The following is a 14,629-nucleotide window of genomic DNA, read 5'->3' as shown; positions in this document are numbered from 1 at the left end:
ATGATGTTACTATTATACCATTTTTGGGGGAATTTGAAAGTCGAGAAATGTTCTTTTAGACTTGGATAACAAGAAATACTGAGTCGCAAATCCAACTAATTTAACAGGAAAAAAAGTTAGCTCCTAATCGGAGCTAACTTCTATTGATTATTTGTCTCTTCCATCTTCTCACGTCCCAGTTCTCGGTAACTACGGTCACCAACAACTTCTACGCTAAACTGGCCGTCCTCATATTCAAGAATCGTCACGCTACCATTATCTAGACCATGTGGATGCATACCATTGATCAGATACACAATAGTCCCAATGGTCATTCCATGGCTGACGACGAGAGCATTGCCCCCACCTTGTTCTTCCATTTCTTTGGCAATCGTTTCAAAACCTTCTTTGATTCGACCACTGAGTTTTTCCCAGCCTTCTGCCCAACCAGCAGTATCAACCTCTACCAAACCTTCTGCTAGTTCTGCATAGGACAACTGATGAACATGGTCCACATTAAAAATACGAGGAATCAACCCCATAAAGAGGTCCCCATCATAGGCCCCATCAAAACTACCAAAGCACCACTCACGGATTCGCTTGTCCATGCGGTAAGGGATTTTCCCCTGCAGGCCAAGTTCTTCTAGGATAATTCCCATGGTTTGAATAGTGCGACCTGAATCACTGGAATAAGCGCGGTCAAACTGCAAGCCAGACTCTCTCAAGCCAATTCCCAGTTCATGGATTCCCAACTCACCTTCTGCAGTCAGAGGTGTATCACTCCATCCTTGAGCACGTCCAATGGTGTTAAACATCGTTTTCCCATGACGGACCAAATACAATCTTACTTTAGACATTTTCTATCCTCCATTTTCTTCTATTATATCATGGATCAAAGAAATATTTGACTTTCAAAAACAAAGCTCCTTTTCCTAATTTTGCCACAAGAAAAGCTACCCTCACGGTAGCTTCCCTAGGAGATTATTATGAAAAAGTTTAGGATTTCTATTAAATAAAGTTAGGAGGTCTTTATTTAATGATTATAGTATACACAGTCATCCTTAAACTCAACTTAAATCCTCTCGCTTTTTTATTAATTTTTAAAACTATGGATTGGAGCTGGGATTTGCCCACCGCGAGAGATGAAATCAACAGACGAAGCCCTGTTGACCTTCATCACTGGAGCTGTCCCTAGCAAGCCTCCAAACTCAATCATATCGCCTTCTTTGCCCTTTGGAATAATACGGACAGCCGTTGTTTTCATGTTAATAACACCGATTGCCGCCTCATCCGCAATCATAGCCGCAATGGTTTCAGCAGGCGTATCTTCCGGAATGGCAATCATATCCAGCCCAACAGAACAGATAGCCGTCATAGCTTCTAGCTTCTCTAAATTTAGGGAGCCATTTTGCACCGCAGCAATCATCCCCTCATCTTCAGAAACGGGGATAAAGGCACCTGACAAGCCACCGACTTGGTTACAAGCCATCACTCCGCCCTTCTTAACTTGGTCATTCAAAAGAGCGAGGGCAGCCGTCGTCCCATGCGTACCAACTGTTTCTAGACCCATTTCCTCAAGGACACGTGCCACAGAATCACCAACTGCAGGAGTTGGCGCCAAGCTTAGGTCAACAATTCCAAAGTCAACACCAAGGCGTTCACTCGCCATTTGCCCAACTAACTGACCAATACGAGTAATCTTAAAGGCTGTTTTCTTGACCGTCTCAGCTACTACATCAAAGCTCTGTCCACGAACTTTTTCCAAGGCACGCTTGACCACACCAGGACCCGAAACCCCGACATTAATGATAACATCTGCTTCCCCAACACCATGGAAAGCCCCTGCCATAAAAGGATTGTCCTCAACAGCATTAGCAAATACGACCAATTTGGCAGCACCCATATCTGATAAGTTCGCTGTTTCCTTGATGATACGTCCCATATCAGCGACCGCAGTCATGTTGATACCTGACTTAGTTGAGCCAATGTTAACAGACGAACAAACCTTGTCTGTCTCAGCTAGAGCACGGGGGATAGAATTGATGAGAATTTCATCTCCTTTTTGGTAGCCTTTTTGTACCAAGGCAGAGAATCCACCGATAAAGTCAACACCAATCTCCTTGGCAGCCTTGTCAAGTGCCTTTGCCAAAACAACATAGTCTGTCGCATCAGTCGCAGCACCAATTAAAGAAATCGGAGTCACCGATACCCGTTTATTAACAATAGGAATCCCAAGTTCTGCAGCAATTTCATCTCCTACAGCCACTAGATTTGCAGCTTTAGTAGTGATTTTTTGGTAAATCTTTTCAGCAGCACATTCGATGTCTGGATCAATACAGTCCAAAAGGGAGATGCCCATGGTGATGGTTCTGATATCGAAGTTCTGCTCCTCGATCATAGCAATGGTTTCAGTAACTTGTCTAATATCCATGATGACCTCCTAGATATTATACATGGCGTCAAAAATCGCTGCACTTTGAATATTGATTTTAACATTCAAGCTCTGACCAAAAGTTTCAAATTCATTTCGCAGATAAGTGAAATCCTGTTTTTCGTCACTAGAAACGACCGCCATCATAGTAAAGTATTCATCCAACACTGTCTGAGAAATATCGTCAATATTCAAACCCAATTCTGCAATTTTAGTAGACACGCCTGCAACAATACCAGCCTTGTCCTTGCCAACCACTGTAATAATAGCCTTCATTTTTAGACTCCCATTCTACGATTTTTAGAAAACCTGAACGTTTTTGATTTTCTTTTTCCTTAGTATAGCACATTTCCGAAAAAAATACTAAAAAACGCCTGCTTACGAAGTTGTTCTTAAACAAAAAACAATTTCGTAAACAAGCGTCTACCCTATCAAATGATGATGAGTGTTCCCGCTAGGACCGAAGTCCCAGCGGTAGACCAGAGCTAGACTAAGAGCACAAGACTCCATCATCATAACACTCAACAAAATTGATGATTTTATACTAATTCGATGATCGCCATTGGCGCAGCATCACCACGACGTGGTTCAGTTTTAAGGATACGAGTGTATCCACCGTTACGTTCAGCATAACGAGGTGCGATTTCTGAGAACAATTTTTGAAGTGCTGTAGTAGAAGTGTACTTATCAGTTGCTTCATCATAGTTTTCAGATGCGATTTCATTACGTACGAAAGCAGCTGCTTGACGACGTGCATGCAAATCACCACGTTTACCTAGAGTAATCATTTTTTCAACAGTTTTACGGATTTCTTTAGCACGAGCTTCAGTTGTCACGATTGATTCGTTGATCAAAAGGTCAGTTGTCAAATCGCGAAGCATTGCTTTACGTTGTGAGCTAGTGCGTCCTAGTTTACGGTAAGCCATGTATTCCTCCTTTATTTATCTTTTAATCCAAGACCCAAATCAATGAGTTTGAGTTTCACTTCTTCCAAACTCTTGCGTCCAAGATTTCGTACTTTCATCATCTCTGCTTCAGATTTTTCTGTCAAATCATGCACAGTGTTGATACCGGCACGTTTCAAACAGTTGTATGAACGCACAGACAAGTCCAGTTCCTCAATCGTACGATCCAAAATACGATCGTCAGATTCAGTATCAGCTTCTTTCATCACTTCAGTTGACTTAGCAATCTCAGTAAGATTTGTAAACAAATCAAGATGTTCTGTCAAGATACGTGCTGAAAGCCCTAAAGCATCTTCTGGAATAATTGTTCCATTAGTCAAGATTTCAAGGGTTAATTTGTCAAATCCATCATTGCTACCTACACGAGCAGGCTCTACTTGATAGTTGACTTTTGTAACTGGTGTATAAATAGAATCTACAGCAAGTGTTCCAACTGGTGCATTATCTTTTTTGTTTTCATCAGCAGGTACATATCCACGACCACTGTTAACAGTCATTGTCGCTTTTAGAGAAGAACCTTCACCGATTGTAAAGAGATAATGATCTGGATTTACAATTTCAATATCACTGTCAGTCAAAATGTCTCCAGCTGTAATTTCAGCAGGACCTTCAACGTCCAGTTCAATGATTTTTTCGTCTTCAACGTATGATTTCACTGCAATCCCTTTAATGTTCAGAATGATTTGCATCACGTCTTCACGAACACCTGGAACTGTGTCGAACTCATGCAAGACACCTTCAATGTTGATAGATGTCACTGCTGCTCCTGGTAGAGAAGCTAGTAGTACACGACGAAGAGAGTTACCAAGAGTTGTACCGTAGCCACGTTCAAGTGGTTCGATTACAAACTTGCCATAATCTTTATTTTCATCAATTTTTGTTATATTTGGTTTTTCAAACTCAATCATTTAGTTACTCCCTCTTAAACGAAAAGCAGTGTAATGCGATGATTATACACGGCGACGTTTTGGAGGACGAGCACCATTGTGTGGCACTGGAGTCACATCACGAATTGCTGTTACTTCAAGACCAGCGGCAGCAAGCGCACGAATAGCTGACTCACGACCAGAACCTGGACCTTTTACAGTAACTTCAACTGATTTAAGACCGTGTTCTTGTGCAGATTTAGCAGCAGCTTCAGAAGCCATTTGAGCAGCGAATGGTGTAGATTTACGAGAACCTTTGAAACCAAGAGCACCAGCTGATGACCAAGCAATTGCATTACCATGCACATCAGTAATCATAACAATAGTGTTATTAAATGTAGCGTGAATATGAGCAATACCAGATTCGATATTCTTTTTCACACGACGTTTACGTGTTGGTTTAGCCAAGACTTTTACCTCCTATATTATTTTTTCTTACCAGCAATCGCAACAGCTTTACCTTTACGAGTGCGAGCGTTGTTTTTAGTGTTTTGTCCACGGACAGGAAGTCCACGACGGTGACGAATACCACGGTAAGAACCGATTTCCATCAAACGTTTGATGTTCAAGTTTACTTCACGACGAAGGTCACCTTCAACTTTGATTGCATCCACTTCACGACGGATAGCATCCTCTTGATCTGATGTAAGGTCACGTACACGAACATCTTCTGAGATTCCAGCAGCAGCCAAAATTTTCTTAGATGTTGCAAGTCCGATACCATAAACGTAAGTCAATGAGATTACTACGCGTTTGTCATTTGGAATGTCAACTCCAGCAATACGAGCCATTTTTTCTCCTTTCTATCTTATCCTTGACGTTGTTTGTGTTTTGGATTTGCTGGGCAAATTACCATAACACGACCATTACGACGAATTACTTTACAGTATTCGCAAATTGGTTTGACCGATGGTCTTACTTTCATTTCTTATCCCTCCAAGTTTTTCGATTATTTAAAGCGGTAAGTGATACGTCCACGTGTCAAGTCATATGGACTCATCTCGACAGTAACACGATCTCCCGCTAAAATACGAATATAGTTTTTACGAATTTTACCAGAAACTGTTGCTAAAATCTGATGTCCATTTTCAAGTTCAACCGTAAACATTGCGTTAGGCATTGTATCGACTACTTTGCCTTCAACTTCAATCACATCGTCTTTTGCCACGCAAAAGCACCTCCATAAATTTCGATTCGATGCCTCTGAAAACAGAGACAACAATTATAAGTCAGACTATCTCAGTATAACATTTGTAGCGATTTTTTGCAAGTGTGAAAAACGCTTTATTTCAAATTTGTCAATACTTTTTCGATGTCTTTGAACACATCATTGATATCTTGATTTCCTTCGATATCGTGGACCAACCCTTTGGCACGGTAGTGAGCAATGATTGGTTCACCTTGGGCGATATTGACATCCAAACGACGCTTCACTGTCTCAGGTTTGTCATCTTCACGTTGGTAATAATCTTCTTCTTTGTAGTCAACTGGTGGGTTGAAAACTTTGTGGAAGGTTTCACCTGTTTCGCGGTGGATGATACGGCCACTCAAACGTTCCAAGAGGCAATCTGGGTTCACTTCGATGTTGATCACACCTTCCAGTTCGATACCAAGTTCTGCCAATGTTTTGTCCAAGGCATGGGCTTGTTCAATCGTACGTGGGTAACCATCCAACAAGAAACCTGTTTCCTTGATGTCGTCCTGTGAAAGACGTTCTTTAACAATTCCATTTGTAACTTCATCTGGAACCAACTCACCTTTGTCAATGTATGACTTGGCAAGTACACCCATTTCAGTTTGATTTGCCATAGCAGCACGGAACATATCGCCAGTTGAAATGTGTGCCACGTGGAATTGCTCCACAATTTTAGCTGCTTGTGTTCCCTTACCTGCTCCAGGTAAGCCCATAATCAAAAGATTCATGATAGGATCTCCTTATTTTGTATTTAAATAGAAGCAGAAATTCGTTTCAACTCCTATTTAAAAACAAAATATAAGAGGGGAGACGAAAATCTCTCTGATAGATAGACCTTCATACTCCACTCTCTAAGCAAAAGTAATCTTGCTTTTATTCTGTTTTGTCCATGAAACCAACATACTTACGTTTCAATAGGTAACCTTCTAGCTGTTTGATTCCTTCAATACCAGTTGAGATAATGATCAAAAGACTAGTTCCCCCAAAAGCAACAGCTTCTGAAAGACCAAAGACATCTTTTGCCACAATCGGCAAGATTGAAATCACACCAAGGAAGATTGATCCGACAGTCGCAAGGCGACGAAGAAGTTTCGACATGAACTCTTCAGTACCCTTACCAGGACGGACACCATGAATGTAGGCTCCACTCTTTTGCAAGTTTTCTGCTGCTTTCTCTGGATTGATCTGTACAAATGTATAGAAGAATGTAAAGAGAATGATCAACAAGGCATACATAGCAACACCTGTCGGAGATGTTGTAGATAACATTTCCTGTGCTGTACGTACCCAAGCCCAATCATGACCTGTAGCACTCAAAAATTGAAGAATGGCTGCAGGTGCTGCTGTGATGGAACTTGCAAAGATAACTGGGATAACCCCCGCTGGGTTCACCTTCAATGGAAGGTATGAGCTTGATGGGGCTCCTTGAGCAACTTTTGTATATTGGATTGGAATTTTATATTCTGCCTGTTGAACAAAGGTTGTAAAGTAAACAATCAACAAGACAGCGATAATCAAAATAACGACAAAGATAATAGATGAAGTCAAACGGCTACTTGGAATATTGACGAAGTAGTCAACATAGATACCCTTAATCATCTCAGGAATTGAAGCAACAATACCTGCAAAGATAATCATAGAAACACCATTTCCGTATCCCTTATCTGTAATTTGTTCCCCAAGCCAAGTTACAATCATACTACCTGCTGTGAGGATAATACCAATAGTAACAAAAACTTGTGGAGTTAAAGCTGTCGTTAATAATTTCGCTCCAGATAGAGTATTAAATCCTGCTGTAATCCCGATAGATTGAACAAATGCAAGTACAAGTGCAATGTAACGAGTAGCCTGGTTTAGTTTTCTCCGTCCTACTTCCCCTTGTTTGCCCCATTCTACAAACTTCGGTAAAATATCCATTTGTAGCAATTGAACAACGATTGAAGCAGTGATATACGGACTTACTCCGAGTGCAAAAACGGAGAAGTTCTTCATGGCATTCCCTGAAACAAGACTAAGCATGTTCAAGAAAGATAAACCACTGAGAGCTTCCAAACTTTTTGCATTCACACCTGGAACAGTGATACTTGTCCCAATACGGAAAACAAGAATGATAAAAATCGTAAAGAGAATTTTTGATCGAACTTGTTTAACCTTGAGCGCTTCTTTTAGTAATTTAAAAAACATGGGTCACCTCTCTTAGATGACTTCTACAGAACCACCTTTAGCAGTGATAGCTTCCTCAGCTGATTTAGAGAATTTAGCTGCTTTCACAGTCAATTTCTTAGTCAACTCACCGTTACCAAGAATTTTAACTCCTGATTTTTCAGCTTTCACAATTCCTGCTTCGATAAGTACAACTGGAGTTACTTCTGCACCGTCTTCAAAGACGTTCAATTGGTCAAGGTTTACAATTGCGTATTCTTTAGCGTTGATGTTAGTGAATCCACGTTTTGGAAGACGACGGAACAATGGAGTTTGTCCACCTTCAAAACCAAGGCGAACTCCGCCACCGCTACGAGCTTTTTGACCTTTTTGACCGCGACCAGATGTTTTACCGTTACCTGATGAAGTACCACGACCAACACGGTTACGTACTTTACGAGAACCTTCTGCAGGTTTCAATTCATGAAGTTTCATTATTATTTTCTCCTCTTTTGTAAAATGCTAGCGCCGATAAGAGAGAAAAGGTTGTCTCCCTTATCAACTCGCCTATACATGGTCATCTTAGATGACTATACCTAGTTTTAGGGGATGAGTATTGCCACATCCCCTAAAAATTCATTAGATTACTTCTTCAACTGTTACCAAGTGAGATACTGCAGTGATCATACCACGGATAGCAGCGTTGTCTTCTTTGATAACAGAGCTGTTCAATTTGCCAAGTCCAAGTGCTACAACAGTTTTACGTTGTGATGGAATGCGTCCGATTGGAGACTTAGTCAAAGTAATTTTAATTTGAGCCATTTTATCCCCTTTCTTATGCCAAATCAGAAACTGAAATACCACGAAGGGCAGCAACTTCTTCAGCGCGTTTCAATTGTTTCAAACCTTCAACAGTTGCGCGAACAATGTTGATTGGAGTGTTAGAACCAAGTGATTTAGATGTAATATCTGCCACACCTGCCAATTCCACAACGGCACGAACTGCACCACCAGCGGCAACTCCAGAACCTTCTACAGCAGGTTTCAACAATACTTTAGCTCCACCGAATTCTGAAAGAACTTCGTGTGGGATTGTTGTCCCAACCATAGGAACTTCAATCAAGTTTTTCTTAGCATCTTCTACTGCTTTGCGGATTGCTTCTGGAACTTCTTGAGCTTTACCAGTACCAAATCCTACGCGACCATTGTGGTCACCAACAACAACAAGAGCTGCGAAACGAAGACGACGTCCACCTTTAACAACTTTTGTAACACGGTTGACAGCAACTACGCGTTCTTCTAATTCAACTGCATTGTCTTTAAATGCCATTTTCTAGTGTCCTCCTATTAGAATTTCAATCCGTTTTCACGAGCTGCATCAGCCAAAGCTTTCACACGTCCGTGATATAGATATCCACCGCGGTCGAACACCACTTCTGAAATACCTTTAGCGTTTGCACGTTCTGCAACGAGTTTACCGACAGCAACGGCTTGTTCAGTTTTAGTTCCTTTTGAAACTTCTTTGTCAAGAGTTGAAGCACTTGCGAGCGTTACACCCGCTACGTCATCAATCACTTGAGCGTAGATGCCTGTATTAGAACGGAATACGTTCAAACGTGGGCGATCAGCAGTTCCAGAGAGTTTTCCGCGAACGCGACGGTGGCGTTTTTGGCGGAGTTTGTTTTTATCTGGTTTAGAAATCACAGTTTTCACCTCTTTAGTTTTAAATCGTGTGCTATGCACTAAGTTGGAAAATAGGTTGGTGGTTAAAAATCAACCACTCAACATTATTTACCTGTTTTACCTTCTTTACGGCGAACGAATTCACCAACGTAACGGATACCTTTACCTTTATATGGTTCTGGTGAACGAAGGCTACGTACGTAAGCAGCTGTTTGACCAACTACTTCTTTTGAAATTCCGCTAACAACGATTGTTGTTGGGTTTGGAAGTTCAAAAGTAATTCCTTCTGGAGCTTCAACTTCGTCTGGATGAGATTTACCAACAGCCAAAACAAGTTTAGATCCTTGAAGTTGTGCACGGTAACCAACCCCGCGCATTTCAAGTTCTTTCTTGAATCCTTCTGATACACCAACAACCATGTTGTTCAAAAGGGCACGAGTAGTTCCGTGGATTGTTTTCATTTCTTTTGAATCGTTTGGACGGTGAAGAGTTACTTCAGTACCTTCCACACGAATTTCAATATCTTTTGAGAACTCACGAGTAAGTTCTCCTTTAGGTCCTTTTACAGTTACAACGTTGTCATTGTTAGTGATTTCAACACCAGCAGGCAACACGATAACTTTATTACCAATACGTGACATATTTATTTTCTCCTGTTAAATTGTCAGGCCAGAACGGCCAGTTTTCACGGGGGTTAAATCGATTTCTCGATTTAAAGGAACATTCAGGTTTCAATTTCAAAGTGAATCTAGCCATCGTCTCGCAGGCATAACTTTGGGTTAGGTAAGAGACGATAACGAAGAGTCACAAAGAAATTGGAAGCTAAATATTACCAAACGTAAGCGATAACTTCTCCACCAACGTTCTTTTGGCGAGCTTCTTTATCAGTAAGCAAACCTTCAGAAGTTGAAAGAATAGCAATTCCAAGTCCGTTAAGAACTTTTGGAAGATCTTCACGTTTTTTGTAGACACGAAGCCCTGGTTTAGAAACACGTTTCAAGTTAGTGATAACTTTTTCACCGTTTGGTCCGTATTTAAGGAATACACGGATGATGCCTTGTTTGTCATCTTCGATGATTTCTACGTTCTTAACAAAACCTTCGCGTTTAAGGATTTCAGCAATCCCTTTTTTGATATTTGATGCAGGTACTTCAAGTACTTCGTGTTTCGCTTGGTTAGCGTTACGAATACGAGTTAGGAAGTCTGCGATTGGGTCAGTCATAACCATTTTGTTTTTCTCCTCTTACTAGTAGTTTGCAAGTTGCACTTGCTAGTTAATACATGATACAAAGAGCGTAACAGCAAGAGCAAAAATAGGCAATTTGATGCAGGAGCGATGCTCCAAAGAAAATTGGTCTTTTTCGCCAAAGCTGTAGCTCGTGTTCAAATTGGCGAGCCCAACTGAACTCTGGCTAAACCCTGTGTGAAAAAGATAAACTTTCCTAGAAACTTCAGTTTCTTCGTCATGTTTCCTATTTTCACTTAGAGTTTTGACGCCCTTGATATCTTAAATTACCAAGATGCTTTTGTTACACCAGGAATTTGTCCTTTGTAAGCTAATTCACGGAAGCAAACACGGCAAAGTTTAAATTTGCGGTAAACTGAATGTGGACGACCACATTTTTCACAACGAGTATAAGCTTGAGTAGAGAACTTCGCTGGACGTTTGTTCTTAGCAATCATTGATTTTTTAGCCATTAGATTTACCTCCTATATTATTTTGCAAAAGGCATTCCAAGGCCTGTAAGCAATGCACGTGACTCTTCGTCAGTGTTAGCAGTTGTTACGATAACGATGTCAAGACCACGAGTTTTGTCAACGTCATCGAAGTTGATTTCTGGGAAGATCAATTGTTCTTTCACACCAAGAGTGTAGTTTCCGCGTCCATCAAATGATTTTGTTGGAACACCGTGGAAGTCACGCACACGTGGAAGTGAAACTGAAACCAATTTGTCCAAGAATTCGTACATACGTTCACCACGAAGGGTAACTTTTGCACCGATCGCTACACCTTCACGAAGACGGAAGCCGGCGATTGATTTTTTAGCTTTAGTGATAAGTGGTTTTTGACCTGAGATAAGTGCCAATTCTTCAGCAGCTTTTTCAAGACTTTTAGCGTTTGATACAGCTTCACCAACACCCATGTTCAAAACGATCTTATCTACTTTAGGCACAGCCATCACTGATGAGTAGTTGAATTGTTCTGTCAAAGCAGGAACTACTTCATTAAGATATTTTTCTTTTAAACGATTTGCCATTATACTTCTCCTTTCCTTCGTGATTAATCAAGCACTTCGCCTGATTTTTTGTTGTAGCGAACTTTTTTACCGTCTACAAATTTGTAACCAACACGACCAGCTACACCATTTTTGTCCAATACTTGAACGTTTGATACGTGGATAGCTGCTTCTTTCTCGATGATACCACCTTGAGGAAGTTCGTTAGTTGGACGTTGGTGTTTCTTAACGATGTTGACACCTTCAACGATAACTTTGTTTACTTTTGGAAGGGCAGTAAGGACAACAGCTTCTGTTCCCTTATCTTTACCAGCGATTACGCGAACTTTGTCGCCTTTTTTTACAAACATTAGGTTTCTCCTTGATTTTTCTTACACCCATAAGGGCACCCTAGCTTGAAGCTAGGGGACTAGTTTGTTTCTAAAAATTAAAGTACTTCTGGAGCAAGTGACACGATCTTCATGAAGCCACCTTCACGCAATTCGCGTGCAACTGGGCCAAAGATACGTGTTCCGCGAGGAGTTTTGTCTTCACGGATGATAACTGCTGCGTTTTCGTCAAATTTGATGTATGAACCATCAGCACGACGAGCACCTGATTTAGTACGAACGATAACAGCTTTTACAACGTCACCTTTTTTAACCGCACCACCAGGAGTAGCTTGTTTTACAGATGCCACAATAACATCACCGATGTTTGCAAATTTACGTCCTGAACCACCAAGAACTTTGATAGTCAAGATTTCGCGAGCACCGCTGTTGTCTGCGACTTTCAAACGAGTTTCTGTTTGAATCATTTCAGTTTTCTCCTTTCAGGTTTGATTAGATGATGACCGCTTCTTCAACAACTTCTACAAGACGGAAACGTTTTGTAGCTGAAAGCGGACGAGTTTCCATGATACGTACGATATCGCCTTCTTTGGCAACATTGTTTTCATCATGTGCTTTGTATTTTTTAGAGTAGTTAATACGTTTACCATAGACTGGGTGGTTACGTTTTGTTTCAACTACAACTGTGATTGTCTTGTCCATTTTGTCAGATACAACACGTCCAACAAGAACTTTACGATTATTGCGTTCCATTGAAATTTCTCCTTCCCTAGTCTATTATTTCGCTTCAGATTGAACTGTTTTGATACGAGCGATTTGTTTTTTAACTTCTTTCAAGCGAGCTGTTTGTTCCAATTGACCAGTAGCAGCTTGGAAACGAAGTTCAAACAATTCTTTTTTCAATTCGTTTTCGCGCTTCGCGAGTTCTTCTTGAGAAAGACCACGAAGTTCTTTAACAAATTCTTTTACTTCATTAAGTTTCATGCCTTCTCCTTATTCTGCTTCACGTTTTACGAATTTACATTTAACTGGCAATTTGTGGCTTGCAAGACGAAGCGCTTCGCGAGCGATCTCTTCAGATACACCAGCAACTTCAAACATCACTTTACCACGTTTAACTGGTGCTACCCAACCTTCAGGCGCCCCTTTACCAGATCCCATACGCACACCGATAGCTTTAGCAGTGTATGATTTGTGTGGGAAGATTTTAATCCAAACTTTACCACCACGTTTCATGTAACGAGTCATGGCGATACGAGCAGCTTCGATTTGGCGGTTAGTGATCCAGTGGCTAGTTGTAGCTTGAAGACCGTATTCACCGAATGCTACTTCTTTTCCACCTTTTGCTTCACCGCGCATTTTTCCACGGAATTCACGACGGTGTTTAACACGTTTAGGTACTAACATCGGTTATTTACCTCCTTTAGTGTTTTTACGAGCTGGAAGAACTTCACCACGGTAGATCCATACTTTAACACCAAGTTTACCGTATGTAGTATCTGCTTCTTCCCAAGCGTAATCGATATCTGCACGAAGTGTGTGAAGTGGAACAGTTCCTTCAGAGTATCCTTCAGCACGGGCGATATCTGCACCGTTCAAACGACCTGATACTTGAGTTTTGATTCCTTTAGCTCCAGCACGCATTGCACGTTGGATTGCTTGTTTTTGTGCACGACGGAAAGCGACACGTTGCTCCAATTGACGAGCAATTCCTTCACCTACAAGGTGAGCATCCAAATCAGGTTGTTTGATTTCGATGATGTTGATGTGTACTTGTTTTCCAGTCAATTTGTTAAGTTTTGCACGGAGTGCATCAACGTTAGCACCACCTTTACCGATAACCATACCTGGTTTAGCAGTGTGAAGTGAAACGTTAACTTTGTTTACTGCGCGTTCAATTTCGATAGTTGAAACTGCTGCGTCAGCAAGTTCTTTTTGAACGAATTTACGGATTGCAAGATCTTCATGAAGGTAATCCGCGTATTCTTTTTCAGCATACCATTTGGCATCCCAATCACGGATGATGCCGACACGCATACCAATTGGATGTACTTTTTGACCCACGATGTTACCTCCTTATTTTTCTGCAACAGCCACAGTGATGTGAGCTGTACGTTTGTTGATTGGTGAAGCTGAACCTTTCGCACGTGGACGGAAACGTTTCATAGTTGGTCCTTCGTTTGCGAATGCTTCAGATACTACCAAGTTAGCTTTGTCCAAACCAAAGTTGTTTTCAGCGTTAGCTACAGCTGAGTTCAAAACTTTCAAGATGATTTCAGCAGCTTTGTTTGGTGTGAATGTCAAGATTGCAATAGCATCGGCTACGCTTTTACCACGGATGTTGTCAAGAACAAGACGTGATTTACGAGGTGAAACACGTACTGTACGAGCCATTGCTTTAGCTGAAGTAATTTCTGCCATTTATGTTCTCCTTATTTTCTACGTGTTTTCTTGTCGTCTGCAGCGTGACCTTTGTAAGTACGAGTTGGTGCAAATTCACCAAGTTTGTGACCTACCATGTCTTCTTGGATGTAAACAGGTACGTGTTTACGTCCGTCATAAACTGCAATAGTGTAACCAATGAAACTTGGGAAGATCGTTGAACGACGTGACCAAGTTTTGATAACTTTTTTCTTTTCGTCGTTAGCTTGAGCTTCAACTTTTTTCATCAAATGCTCATCGACGAAAGGTCCTTTTTTAAGACTGCGTCCCATTTTTATTTTTTCTCCTTTAAATGTTGTA

27 protein-coding genes are annotated in these 14,629 nt (G+C 41.0%); all 27 read right to left on the bottom strand.

The annotated features are described in order from the left end of the window. Nucleotides 1–140 precede the first annotated feature (140 nt). Nucleotides 141–836 carry a histidine phosphatase family protein gene (locus BWR56_RS01125; RefSeq protein ID WP_076984285.1) on the bottom strand — a complete coding sequence of 232 codons (696 nt, stop codon included), beginning with the start codon at nucleotides 834–836 and terminating at the stop codon, nucleotides 141–143. 236 nt (nucleotides 837–1,072) lie between these two features. Further along, nucleotides 1,073–2,410 (bottom strand): PFL family protein, encoded by a 1,338-nt coding sequence (locus tag BWR56_RS01120; RefSeq protein ID WP_076984284.1) that lies wholly within the window; start codon nucleotides 2,408–2,410, stop codon nucleotides 1,073–1,075. Between the two features lie 9 nt (nucleotides 2,411–2,419). Further along, on the bottom strand, nucleotides 2,420–2,686 hold the full coding sequence (locus tag BWR56_RS01115) for an ACT domain-containing protein (RefSeq protein ID WP_007519010.1): 267 nt from the start codon (nucleotides 2,684–2,686) through the stop codon (nucleotides 2,420–2,422). Nucleotides 2,687–2,949: 263 nt separating this feature from the next. Further along, on the bottom strand, nucleotides 2,950–3,336 hold the full coding sequence (gene rplQ / locus BWR56_RS01110; protein WP_000331493.1) for a 50S ribosomal protein L17: 387 nt from the start codon (nucleotides 3,334–3,336) through the stop codon (nucleotides 2,950–2,952). 11 nt (nucleotides 3,337–3,347) lie between these two features. Continuing rightward, a complete protein-coding gene (locus BWR56_RS01105; protein WP_000568993.1) occupies nucleotides 3,348–4,283 on the bottom strand; it encodes a DNA-directed RNA polymerase subunit alpha in 936 nt (311 codons plus the stop codon). Between the two features lie 42 nt (nucleotides 4,284–4,325). Next, nucleotides 4,326–4,709, bottom strand: a complete 384-nt coding sequence (gene rpsK, locus BWR56_RS01100) for a 30S ribosomal protein S11 (protein ID WP_001118385.1) — start codon at nucleotides 4,707–4,709, stop codon at nucleotides 4,326–4,328. Nucleotides 4,710–4,726: 17 nt separating this feature from the next. Continuing rightward, on the bottom strand, nucleotides 4,727–5,092 hold the full coding sequence (gene rpsM / locus BWR56_RS01095) for a 30S ribosomal protein S13 (protein ID WP_000090781.1): 366 nt from the start codon (nucleotides 5,090–5,092) through the stop codon (nucleotides 4,727–4,729). Nucleotides 5,093–5,109: 17 nt separating this feature from the next. Beyond that, entirely contained in the window at nucleotides 5,110–5,226 is a 117-nt protein-coding gene (gene rpmJ, locus BWR56_RS01090) for a 50S ribosomal protein L36 (RefSeq protein ID WP_001808836.1), read from the bottom strand. A gap of 24 nt (nucleotides 5,227–5,250) precedes the next feature. Further along, nucleotides 5,251–5,469 (bottom strand): translation initiation factor IF-1, encoded by a 219-nt coding sequence (infA, locus tag BWR56_RS01085; RefSeq protein ID WP_001029883.1) that lies wholly within the window; start codon nucleotides 5,467–5,469, stop codon nucleotides 5,251–5,253. A gap of 116 nt (nucleotides 5,470–5,585) precedes the next feature. Next, nucleotides 5,586–6,224 carry an adenylate kinase gene (locus BWR56_RS01080; RefSeq protein WP_001050433.1) on the bottom strand — a complete coding sequence of 213 codons (639 nt, stop codon included), beginning with the start codon at nucleotides 6,222–6,224 and terminating at the stop codon, nucleotides 5,586–5,588. Nucleotides 6,225–6,369: 145 nt separating this feature from the next. Next, nucleotides 6,370–7,680 (bottom strand): preprotein translocase subunit SecY, encoded by a 1,311-nt coding sequence (secY, locus tag BWR56_RS01075; RefSeq protein ID WP_000465385.1) that lies wholly within the window; start codon nucleotides 7,678–7,680, stop codon nucleotides 6,370–6,372. Between the two features lie 12 nt (nucleotides 7,681–7,692). Continuing rightward, nucleotides 7,693–8,133, bottom strand: coding sequence for a 50S ribosomal protein L15 (gene rplO / locus BWR56_RS01070; RefSeq protein ID WP_000766089.1), 441 nt, complete (start codon nucleotides 8,131–8,133; stop codon nucleotides 7,693–7,695). Nucleotides 8,134–8,277: 144 nt separating this feature from the next. Beyond that, entirely contained in the window at nucleotides 8,278–8,460 is a 183-nt protein-coding gene (rpmD, locus tag BWR56_RS01065) for a 50S ribosomal protein L30 (protein WP_049484736.1), read from the bottom strand. A gap of 13 nt (nucleotides 8,461–8,473) precedes the next feature. Beyond that, a complete protein-coding gene (gene rpsE / locus BWR56_RS01060) occupies nucleotides 8,474–8,968 on the bottom strand; it encodes a 30S ribosomal protein S5 (protein WP_000874204.1) in 495 nt (164 codons plus the stop codon). A 17-nt stretch (nucleotides 8,969–8,985) separates the two neighbouring features. Then, nucleotides 8,986–9,342: a 50S ribosomal protein L18 gene (gene rplR / locus BWR56_RS01055; RefSeq protein ID WP_000624044.1), complete on the bottom strand. Its 357-nt coding sequence runs from the start codon at nucleotides 9,340–9,342 to the stop codon at nucleotides 8,986–8,988. 83 nt (nucleotides 9,343–9,425) lie between these two features. After that, nucleotides 9,426–9,962 (bottom strand): 50S ribosomal protein L6, encoded by a 537-nt coding sequence (gene rplF, locus BWR56_RS01050; protein WP_000086626.1) that lies wholly within the window; start codon nucleotides 9,960–9,962, stop codon nucleotides 9,426–9,428. 188 nt (nucleotides 9,963–10,150) lie between these two features. Next, on the bottom strand, nucleotides 10,151–10,549 hold the full coding sequence (rpsH, locus tag BWR56_RS01045; RefSeq protein WP_000245504.1) for a 30S ribosomal protein S8: 399 nt from the start codon (nucleotides 10,547–10,549) through the stop codon (nucleotides 10,151–10,153). 284 nt (nucleotides 10,550–10,833) lie between these two features. Beyond that, nucleotides 10,834–11,019, bottom strand: coding sequence for a type Z 30S ribosomal protein S14 (locus BWR56_RS01040; protein ID WP_001085697.1), 186 nt, complete (start codon nucleotides 11,017–11,019; stop codon nucleotides 10,834–10,836). Nucleotides 11,020–11,036: 17 nt separating this feature from the next. Beyond that, nucleotides 11,037–11,579: a 50S ribosomal protein L5 gene (gene rplE / locus BWR56_RS01035; protein ID WP_000013542.1), complete on the bottom strand. Its 543-nt coding sequence runs from the start codon at nucleotides 11,577–11,579 to the stop codon at nucleotides 11,037–11,039. A 23-nt stretch (nucleotides 11,580–11,602) separates the two neighbouring features. Next, nucleotides 11,603–11,908, bottom strand: coding sequence for a 50S ribosomal protein L24 (rplX, locus tag BWR56_RS01030; protein WP_000497691.1), 306 nt, complete (start codon nucleotides 11,906–11,908; stop codon nucleotides 11,603–11,605). A gap of 77 nt (nucleotides 11,909–11,985) precedes the next feature. Next, nucleotides 11,986–12,354: a 50S ribosomal protein L14 gene (gene rplN, locus BWR56_RS01025; protein ID WP_000616545.1), complete on the bottom strand. Its 369-nt coding sequence runs from the start codon at nucleotides 12,352–12,354 to the stop codon at nucleotides 11,986–11,988. Between the two features lie 25 nt (nucleotides 12,355–12,379). Then, entirely contained in the window at nucleotides 12,380–12,640 is a 261-nt protein-coding gene (rpsQ, locus tag BWR56_RS01020; protein ID WP_000440801.1) for a 30S ribosomal protein S17, read from the bottom strand. A gap of 24 nt (nucleotides 12,641–12,664) precedes the next feature. After that, on the bottom strand, nucleotides 12,665–12,871 hold the full coding sequence (gene rpmC, locus BWR56_RS01015) for a 50S ribosomal protein L29 (RefSeq protein ID WP_000772918.1): 207 nt from the start codon (nucleotides 12,869–12,871) through the stop codon (nucleotides 12,665–12,667). Between the two features lie 9 nt (nucleotides 12,872–12,880). Next, nucleotides 12,881–13,294: a 50S ribosomal protein L16 gene (rplP, locus tag BWR56_RS01010; protein ID WP_000960948.1), complete on the bottom strand. Its 414-nt coding sequence runs from the start codon at nucleotides 13,292–13,294 to the stop codon at nucleotides 12,881–12,883. 3 nt (nucleotides 13,295–13,297) lie between these two features. Then, nucleotides 13,298–13,951, bottom strand: coding sequence for a 30S ribosomal protein S3 (rpsC, locus tag BWR56_RS01005; protein ID WP_000529936.1), 654 nt, complete (start codon nucleotides 13,949–13,951; stop codon nucleotides 13,298–13,300). A 12-nt stretch (nucleotides 13,952–13,963) separates the two neighbouring features. Beyond that, complete coding sequence (gene rplV / locus BWR56_RS01000) at nucleotides 13,964–14,308, bottom strand: 50S ribosomal protein L22 (protein WP_000818137.1); 345 nt, start codon at nucleotides 14,306–14,308, stop codon at nucleotides 13,964–13,966. An 11-nt stretch (nucleotides 14,309–14,319) separates the two neighbouring features. Beyond that, nucleotides 14,320–14,601, bottom strand: coding sequence for a 30S ribosomal protein S19 (gene rpsS, locus BWR56_RS00995; protein ID WP_000533766.1), 282 nt, complete (start codon nucleotides 14,599–14,601; stop codon nucleotides 14,320–14,322). Between the last annotated feature and the right edge of the window lie 28 nt (nucleotides 14,602–14,629).

The organism is Streptococcus oralis, assembly GCF_001983955.1.
GTDB classification, from domain to species: domain Bacteria; phylum Bacillota; class Bacilli; order Lactobacillales; family Streptococcaceae; genus Streptococcus; species Streptococcus jiangnanensis.
The sequence above is the reverse complement of the archived record's forward strand: the minus strand, read 5'-3'. Positions and strand labels throughout refer to the sequence as shown.

Excerpts from the sequence above, each read along its gene's own strand:
- BWR56_RS01125 (WP_076984285.1), bottom strand. The coding sequence starts at position 836 with ATGTCTAAAGTAAGATTGTATTTGGTCCGTCATGGGAAAACGATGTTT.
- rpsQ (WP_000440801.1), bottom strand. The coding sequence starts at position 12,640 with ATGGAACGCAATAATCGTAAAGTTCTTGTTGGACGTGTTGTATCTGAC.
- rplP (WP_000960948.1), bottom strand. The coding sequence starts at position 13,294 with ATGTTAGTACCTAAACGTGTTAAACACCGTCGTGAATTCCGTGGAAAA.
- rplX (WP_000497691.1), bottom strand. The coding sequence starts at position 11,908 with ATGTTTGTAAAAAAAGGCGACAAAGTTCGCGTAATCGCTGGTAAAGAT.
- rplN (WP_000616545.1), bottom strand. The coding sequence starts at position 12,354 with ATGATTCAAACAGAAACTCGTTTGAAAGTCGCAGACAACAGCGGTGCT.
- rpsE (WP_000874204.1), bottom strand. The coding sequence starts at position 8,968 with ATGGCATTTAAAGACAATGCAGTTGAATTAGAAGAACGCGTAGTTGCT.
- rplV (WP_000818137.1), bottom strand. The coding sequence starts at position 14,308 with ATGGCAGAAATTACTTCAGCTAAAGCAATGGCTCGTACAGTACGTGTT.
- rpsS (WP_000533766.1), bottom strand. The coding sequence starts at position 14,601 with ATGGGACGCAGTCTTAAAAAAGGACCTTTCGTCGATGAGCATTTGATG.
- rpsH (WP_000245504.1), bottom strand. The coding sequence starts at position 10,549 with ATGGTTATGACTGACCCAATCGCAGACTTCCTAACTCGTATTCGTAAC.
- rpmD (WP_049484736.1), bottom strand. The coding sequence starts at position 8,460 with ATGGCTCAAATTAAAATTACTTTGACTAAGTCTCCAATCGGACGCATT.
- rplQ (WP_000331493.1), bottom strand. The coding sequence starts at position 3,336 with ATGGCTTACCGTAAACTAGGACGCACTAGCTCACAACGTAAAGCAATG.
- BWR56_RS01120 (WP_076984284.1), bottom strand. The coding sequence starts at position 2,410 with ATGGATATTAGACAAGTTACTGAAACCATTGCTATGATCGAGGAGCAG.
- rpmC (WP_000772918.1), bottom strand. The coding sequence starts at position 12,871 with ATGAAACTTAATGAAGTAAAAGAATTTGTTAAAGAACTTCGTGGTCTT.
- secY (WP_000465385.1), bottom strand. The coding sequence starts at position 7,680 with ATGTTTTTTAAATTACTAAAAGAAGCGCTCAAGGTTAAACAAGTTCGA.
- BWR56_RS01105 (WP_000568993.1), bottom strand. The coding sequence starts at position 4,283 with ATGATTGAGTTTGAAAAACCAAATATAACAAAAATTGATGAAAATAAA.
- rplE (WP_000013542.1), bottom strand. The coding sequence starts at position 11,579 with ATGGCAAATCGTTTAAAAGAAAAATATCTTAATGAAGTAGTTCCTGCT.
- BWR56_RS01115 (WP_007519010.1), bottom strand. The coding sequence starts at position 2,686 with ATGAAGGCTATTATTACAGTGGTTGGCAAGGACAAGGCTGGTATTGTT.
- BWR56_RS01080 (WP_001050433.1), bottom strand. The coding sequence starts at position 6,224 with ATGAATCTTTTGATTATGGGCTTACCTGGAGCAGGTAAGGGAACACAA.
- BWR56_RS01040 (WP_001085697.1), bottom strand. The coding sequence starts at position 11,019 with ATGGCTAAAAAATCAATGATTGCTAAGAACAAACGTCCAGCGAAGTTC.
- rplF (WP_000086626.1), bottom strand. The coding sequence starts at position 9,962 with ATGTCACGTATTGGTAATAAAGTTATCGTGTTGCCTGCTGGTGTTGAA.
- rplO (WP_000766089.1), bottom strand. The coding sequence starts at position 8,133 with ATGAAACTTCATGAATTGAAACCTGCAGAAGGTTCTCGTAAAGTACGT.
- rpmJ (WP_001808836.1), bottom strand. The coding sequence starts at position 5,226 with ATGAAAGTAAGACCATCGGTCAAACCAATTTGCGAATACTGTAAAGTA.
- rpsM (WP_000090781.1), bottom strand. The coding sequence starts at position 5,092 with ATGGCTCGTATTGCTGGAGTTGACATTCCAAATGACAAACGCGTAGTA.